Origin of the sequence: Alteromonas genovensis, from assembly GCF_010500895.1 — a bacterium.
GTDB lineage: Bacteria > Pseudomonadota > Gammaproteobacteria > Enterobacterales > Alteromonadaceae > Alteromonas > Alteromonas genovensis.
In genome coordinates this window covers 130,672-137,961 of sequence record NZ_JAAAWO010000012.1, presented here as the reverse complement: position 1 = coordinate 137,961, position 7,290 = coordinate 130,672, and the positions used below count along the sequence as shown (strand labels likewise).

6 protein-coding genes are annotated in these 7,290 nt (G+C 41.9%); 4 read left to right on the top strand and 2 right to left on the bottom strand.

Annotated elements, in window-relative coordinates; translation table 11 throughout:
• Nucleotides 1-478 precede the first annotated feature (478 nt).
• Nucleotides 479-940, top strand: a complete 462-nt coding sequence (locus GTQ48_RS14960; protein ID WP_163107387.1) for an RNA recognition motif domain-containing protein — start codon at nt 479-481, stop codon at nt 938-940.
• 63 nt (nt 941-1,003) lie between these two features.
• Here GTQ48_RS14960 and GTQ48_RS14955 read toward each other — a convergent pair whose 3' ends face one another.
• Nucleotides 1,004-2,323: a DUF5610 domain-containing protein gene (locus tag GTQ48_RS14955; protein WP_163107386.1), complete on the bottom strand. Its 1,320-nt coding sequence runs from the start codon at nt 2,321-2,323 to the stop codon at nt 1,004-1,006.
• Between the two features lie 202 nt (nt 2,324-2,525).
• Between GTQ48_RS14955 and trmA the strand changes: the two genes are divergently transcribed.
• Nucleotides 2,526-3,632 carry a tRNA (uridine(54)-C5)-methyltransferase TrmA gene (gene trmA, locus GTQ48_RS14950; RefSeq protein WP_163107385.1) on the top strand — a complete coding sequence of 369 codons (1,107 nt, stop codon included), beginning with the start codon at nt 2,526-2,528 and terminating at the stop codon, nt 3,630-3,632.
• Between the two features lie 44 nt (nt 3,633-3,676).
• Here the strand turns inward: trmA and fabR are convergent, their stop codons facing one another.
• Nucleotides 3,677-4,270 (bottom strand): HTH-type transcriptional repressor FabR, encoded by a 594-nt coding sequence (fabR, locus tag GTQ48_RS14945; protein ID WP_032095582.1) that lies wholly within the window; start codon nt 4,268-4,270, stop codon nt 3,677-3,679.
• A gap of 281 nt (nt 4,271-4,551) precedes the next feature.
• Between fabR and GTQ48_RS14940 the strand changes: the two genes are divergently transcribed.
• Nucleotides 4,552-5,679 (top strand): acyl-CoA desaturase, encoded by a 1,128-nt coding sequence (locus GTQ48_RS14940; RefSeq protein ID WP_032095581.1) that lies wholly within the window; start codon nt 4,552-4,554, stop codon nt 5,677-5,679.
• Between the two features lie 175 nt (nt 5,680-5,854).
• The gene (sthA, locus tag GTQ48_RS14935) at nt 5,855-7,270 is read left to right on the top strand and encodes a Si-specific NAD(P)(+) transhydrogenase (protein ID WP_032095580.1); all 1,416 of its coding nucleotides are present in this window, start codon (nt 5,855-5,857) and stop codon (nt 7,268-7,270) included.
• Nucleotides 7,271-7,290 lie beyond the last annotated feature (20 nt).

Genomic DNA, 7,290 nt, shown 5'->3' with positions numbered 1-7,290 from the left:
AAATATATCGAATTATGAATCGTCGTATAGACACTCTTAACGAGTGCCCACACAGATTGTCTTGTCTAAATTGTTAAAGAACGTGGTTGCTAGTGCAACCTCACCGTAAGCCGTTGCTTCTTGGTGATTCACCTCTCTCGAAGTGGAAGCGAATTTTACATCGTTTGTTTTTGATGTCAACCTTGTTTTTAAACTTTTTAATTGTTTTTAAACTTGGTTTTGCGTTTCAGTTTGAAGTTGCTTGAAGCCCCCTCAAAACGTGGAGCGCATTATAAATAGCTGAACTAAAAGATCAACACTTAAATGGTGTTTTTTTGCTGTTTAATGAAATTACTAGCTTAACCGTTCATTTCTCCATCATTTCTGCTAGTTTTATGCGTCTTTAGACTAGTTTTTTCACATTTTATTGTTCAATTTGTTACAAATGAGTAAACTAGCAACGGCCTTCAACCCAAAAAAACAATAGAAAGGTAGTTATATGAAAGTAGGCTTTATTCAGTGCACTATTATTAGTGCCATTTTTGCAATCGCAGGTTATTTATTATTTTCTTCAGCGAGTTTGGACGTTCACGTTCCATTGACTGTCTCCGCTGCACTTCTGATCAGCGGGATCGTTACGCCTTGGCTAGCTTCACTTATCCAAAGCTCACCTTCTTCAGATGGCGATGCTATCAGTTCAGATGCTGTTGAAACACTTTACGTCGGTAACTTGCCGTATCGTGCAAATGAAAGCGCAGTAAAAGAATATTTTAGTAGCTATGCGGAAGTTCAATCGGTTCGCCTAATGAAAGATCGCAAAACAGGAAAACGGAAAGGTTACGGCTTTATAGAAGTAGTATCGAAAGATGTAGACTCTGTTATTGAAAAAACCAACGACTCCACTTTCCAAGAACGCACCTTAAAAGTGCGACCGGCGAAAGAGAAAGTCGAACACGCTTAAATAAAAAAGCCTGGTTGAAACCAGGCTTTTTTTATCTGTTAGTTTTTACCTACCAGTGTTTACCTATGACTCAGAAGAAGACTCATTACTATCAGTATTGATATCTGCCTGTGGCAATCCATCTAATAATGTCTGATTAAATGTGTGGAATCTATTTATCGCACTAATCAGGTCTGGCACCTGAACGTCTTCCATATTACTAATGAGTCCTGCTATTAATGCGTTGTAATCTTCATTAGACGCTAAGGTAGTTTCAGCATTCTCAAACGTATTCATCATCTTTTCTAAATACTGAGATACTGGGCTTACTACATTACCATACTGGCTACGCTCATCCTTATATTCGTTATAATGCTGTATGTTTTCATAAGCCTTTAATACGTCAGTTTGGGTAGACCTATTTAGCTGCAGTGCGTAACCCACTAATTCTTTATCGTCGAAGCCTAAACTCAACGCCTCTTCAAAGGCCTTGTCAACGTCACCTTTATAGAACGTATCTGCCAGGTCTTGAACTTGGCCAACCAAATCAGCAATAGACTTCATTTCAGCTTCATCTAATTCTCCCTTCAGGGAAAAACTAATTCCACTTCGTTCATAATATTCAAACGCCGTCGTTTGCTGTGCAGACACATTAGTTATTGCGCCATCACCAGACCCATCACTGATTGATTGGGTTTGAAACGATGTTTGTTGACTAGCTTGGAATGACTGCAAGCTTTCAAAGCTAAAGGTGACTTCATCGCCGTCTTTTGTACGTATAGACAATTGTCCTGACTGCTCATTAGATACCGACGCAGCGGCAAGTGTTGATACTCGCGCTACATTGCCGTTCTCCACACCTTGTCGATTGAATATATCGGTTTCTAAATCGTCTATACCCGTATCGATGAGTTCGCGACTTTTACTAATACCGTTTTCAAGCTCTTCGTTCATGAAGCCTGCTAGGTCTTTTTCTGCCATTACAAAGCCTCTGCTCACGCCTTCTCTTGCTTGGCTAAACAGACCGTTAAGCTTTTCGTCACTCGCACCACCATCAGCAGCACCGCGAATAACACCGCCCACAAAGCGCATTACATTCTTAGCCACTTTTTCGAAATCGAATAGGCTGTTGTTCTTTTCTTCTACTTTCTTATCAGCCAACTCTTTTGGCTTCTGTCCATCAATCTCAAGAGTTTGACTAAGACTACCGCTGACTACCCGCAAACCAATACTCGTTTGCGTGCTGTTGACAGAAACTGTTGATGCCTGCTGCTTAGCTAGTTCAGCAGCCTGTTGCAATCCATCCTGCTGAAGCTGCTTTTTAAGTGCCTCATTAGGATGAACTGCTGTCTTTTGATCGGCCTTCTGATCGCCCATAAAAGCCTTAATTTGACCCACGTTCATAATTTGATCCTCACTATCCTCATATAGTTTATCGGCACTAACTCAATATTGTTTAATTTTAATACAGAATATTTTACTACGCTTAATATTTAGGTTTGCACATATTATAGAAGCCTCTACAATTCGCGTCCTTGTGAGAAGCGACATTTGAAACGACTTCTCTTGTAGATGTTAGCCCATAGCTTTTGATGGAGAACAACTGATGGAAAATAAGACGTCAGATACCAACCTATTGCAGTACCAAGCACAACTCGACGAAAAAGTAGATCGTCTTGGGTCGCTGCTTTCTGCATTTGATGCAACATCATTGTCAGTATTTCCCTCATCACCTACGCATTACAGAATGCGAGCCGAGTTTAGGGTTTGGCACGACGGTGACGATCTTTTCCATATTATGTTTGATCAGCAAACAAAAGAAAAATACCGCGTAGATACGTTTGAACCTGCCTGTGAGGCAATAAATAAAGCCATGGCGGCACTTTTAGACATAGTGCGCCCGAGTGAATCACTGCGTAGAAAACTGTTTCAAATCGATTACCTGTCTGCACTATCTGGAGAATTAGTCATAAGTTTGTTGTACCACAGACAGCTAGACAGCGAGTGGGAACGCGAGGCAAACGCACTTAGAGATACCTTATCTAGACTCTTTCCTGCAGTCAGTATTATTGGTAGAGCCCGCAAACAAAAGATTATTGTTGGGAATGACTTTGTAATCGAAAAGCTGCCCATAAATAACCGCGAATTTGTGTTTAAGCATATTGAGAATAGTTTTACGCAACCCAATGCCAAAGTGAATTGCGATATGATTGAATGGGCACTGGACTGCGTTAAGCCGCTTACCGGCGATCTGCTGGAAATGTACTGTGGTGCAGGTAACTTTTCAATTCCACTAGCCATCCACTTCGATAATGTGATTGGTACCGAGATAGCAAAGCCTTCGGTAAACGCAGCCCAATACAATATTGAGCAAAACCATTTAGACAATATAAAAATAGTACGATTAGCAGCAGAAGAATTTACTCAAGCCATGCGAGGCGAGCGTACTTTTAGTCGTTTGGAAGGTATTGAACTTAGCGATTATAACTTCACTACCGTGTTAGTCGATCCGCCTCGTGCAGGGCTAGACGAGGATTCATTAAAAATGATCCAAGATTACGACAATATTATTTATATATCCTGCAATCCAGAGACATTAGCCGATAATTTGCAGTTATTGTGCACCACTCATACCGTAGCTAAAACTGCGTTATTCGACCAATTCCCATTTACCCATCACATAGAAGCCGGCGTGTTGCTAACGAGAAAGTAATGGGTTGAAGATAAGGTATTAATAGAGACTGCGCTGTTAATGCCTTATCTTTTTATCGTTGCTCCGAGTTGAACAAATCGCAATTGCGTTTTCACTTTCTCCCCTATTTCGCCGCGCAGCTTATCATCAGCCTCAAGGGCTTCCGCTCCTGCGCTGAAAACAAGTCTCACCATCGCGTCGGCTTGTATATGCGCCGATGCATACTCAACACCTTGCTTTTCAATAATGTAATCGGTTAACTCGTCAATAAAATGCTGAATCTCTCTGAATACGGCCAGTCGATAAGCTGACGACGTACCCGTATGCTCTCGCAATAACAATCGAAACACATTGGTGTTTGCCGCAATAAACTCCATAAAAGTTTCAACGGATGTGTGAATAACACCACCGCCAGAGGCAATTCGTCGCCTGGCCTGTCGCATTAATTGCCTTAGTGCTAAACCCGCCTCGTCAACCAACGTTAAACCAAGTTCGTCCATATCTTTGAAGTGTCGATAAAAGGAAGTAGGTGCAATACCCGCTTCTCGCGCCACTTCTCGAAGACTAATCGCTGATAAGCTTCTGTTTTCATCAAGCAAAGAAAACGCTGCATGAATAATATTTTGACGGGTTTTTAATTTTTGCTCTTGTCGGCTCACGTTAATACCACTTCTTAATTCATCGCCAGATTATCCCATTGTCTGCTTTAAGACGAAACATAACTTTGCACAGCATTTTACATTAACGTCAGTGTTTTAGCATAAATACAGAACGCTAACGTAATAATAGTGTCCTAACATTGTCATCAAGTTTAAGAATAATCGAACAGGTCTATAATAATTAAAGTTTAGCTAGGTTAGCAGAACTTAACCTAGTTTTACTTGCCTGAGAATGCATAAAACGATAAATTAGCGAACAGTTGTAAGCCAAGTAGTCAAAAATGAAAAAACCTCCTCTTATATTAACGAACGTACTGGTATTTATTATATCCGGTGCGATTGCATTCATTGGTGCCCCACTATGGGTGGCGCATCGCGGAATAGACTGGGTCGAAATAAGCGCAGCTATTTTCTTATTTTACTTTACCGGTATGTCGATTACTGCCGGTTATCATCGCCTGTGGTCGCATAAAACATATGATGCGAACATCGTAGTACGCGTAATTTTAGCGATTGGCGGTGCAATGGCGCTGCAAAACAGCATATTACATTGGTCTTCAGATCACCGAGTCCATCATCGTCATGTAGACGACAATGACAACGACCCGTACTCAGCAAAGAAAGGTTTGTGGTTTGCTCATATTGGCTGGATGCTTCGCGAGTACCAATCTAATCGTTACGACGATTATGGCAACTGCAAAGACTTGCAGAAAGACAAAGTAGTAATGTGGCAACATAACTATTACCTACCCATAGTATTAGTGGCTAATTTCGGAATAACTGGCCTGTTGGGTTGGTTGAACGGTGATGTAATGGGCATGATCCTTATCGCTGGCGTACTTCGACTGGTACTTGTTCACCACGTTACGTTCTTCATCAATTCACTTGCTCATTTCTGGGGCGACCAGCCTTATACCGATAAGAACACAGCAAGAGATAATGGTTTGCTAGCATTTTTTACATTTGGTGAGGGGTATCACAATTATCACCATATCTTTGAATATGACTATCGCAACGGCATTCGTTGGTATCAATTCGATCCGACAAAATGGCTGATTCGCGGGCTGTCGTTTGTTGGTTTAACCACGAACCTACGAAAGGTTCCTGAAGAGCGCATAGAAAAGGCGCTAGCCGCAATGCAGCTTCAACGAGCAAGCGAAAAAGTGTCGATGCTTCCAAATGCCGATGAAATGATGAATACCATTCAACAGGAGTACGATCTACTTATGCAACGCATGAGCGATTATTACTCTACGAAAAAGCGCATCATGCGAGTGAAGCAGAAATCTTTTCAACGCACACTTGAAGGTTTAGAGCTTACGTATAAATACAAAGAATTGAAGCATTCATTTGCAGTTCAAAAAGAGAAGTGGCTGCAGCTTCAAACGCTCTCTTTGCAAATGGCTTAACCACCTCTATATTACAACTGAAATGAAAAACCACATGTAATTCGTTGCATGTGGTTTTTTTTATGTGCTATTTACTACTAGAGTTATTTGTATAGGTAGTAGTAAGGTGTGAGTGAGATACAATGAAAGCAGCTCATATAATCCTTACGCGTTCACACTTAAACAGGAAGACAACATGGCAGCAAAGCAAAAAACCCCATCGTATCATTACGACGCAATAGTTATTGGCACAGGCCCTGGCGGAGAAGGGGTTGCAATGCAGCTAGCGAAAGCGGGTAAAAAAGTGGCGGTTGTTGAGCGTTATGAGGCAGTTGGAGGCGGGTGTACACATTGGGGAACTATCCCATCTAAGGCGCTTCGTCATTCGGTAAGTCGTTTAATTGAATATAACAGTTCGCCCCTCTTTGCTGACAATCATTTAAGCAGAAGCTTAACGTTTTCAGAAATCATGCGCCACGCCAGTGGTGTTGTTAATAGCCAAACCCGTTTACGGTCGTCGTTTTACGACAGAAATCGCGTTACCTTATTTCACGGCGAAGCCAGCTTTATCGATGCACATACGCTTCAGATAACCCGCGAAGACGGGTCGAAAGACATTGTTACGGCAGGACAGTTTGCACTAGCAACGGGCTCTCGCCCCTACACTCCTAAAGATATCGATTTCAATCACCCTCGAGTGTACAACTCGGACACCATTTTATCACTTAAGCACGATCCTAAATCTATTATCATTTACGGTGCAGGTGTTATTGGTTCGGAATACGCGAGTATTTTTCGCGGTCTGGGTGTGAAAGTAGACTTAGTCAATATGCGCGATCGTCTGCTATCGTTTCTCGATACAGAAATATCAGATGCGCTGAGCTATCACTTGTGGAATAACGGTGTACTTATACGTCATAACGAAACCTATGCGTCAGTAGAGACAACGGACGATTCTGTTATCCTCAATTTAGAATCTGGTAAACGGATGAGGGCAGACTGTTTGCTATTTGCAAACGGAAGAACGGGTAACACAGACACGTTAAAGCTTGAGAATATCGGTTTAAAAGCTGACAGCAGAGGCCAGCTGAAAGTGAATGAAAATTATCAGACCGACGTGGATAATGTTTATGCTGTTGGAGATGTGATTGGATATCCTAGTTTAGCGTCTGCCGCTTATAACCAAGGCCGTTTTGCAGCTGAAGCAATGCTAGCAGGTAAGACTCATGCCTCATTGGTGGCCGACATCCCATCAGGTATCTACACCATTCCCGAAATTAGTTCAGTTGGTAAAACTGAGCAAGAACTTACTGCAGCGAAAGTACCCTATGAAGTGGGGAGAGCTCAATTCAAGCACCTAGCGCGAGCTCAGATTGCATCTACCCAAACCGGTAGCTTGAAAATACTGTTCCATCGTGAAACTAAAGAGATACTGGGAATTCATTGTTTTGGTGAGCGTGCGTCTGAGATTGTGCATATCGGCCAGGCAATTATGCAGCAGAAGGGAGAAGGCAACACGATTGATTACTTTGTGAATACCACCTTTAACTACCCCACAATGGCAGAAGCTTACAGAGTTGCGGCTATCAATGGTTTAAACAGAATATTTTAGACAAAAAAAAAGCCGGCAAA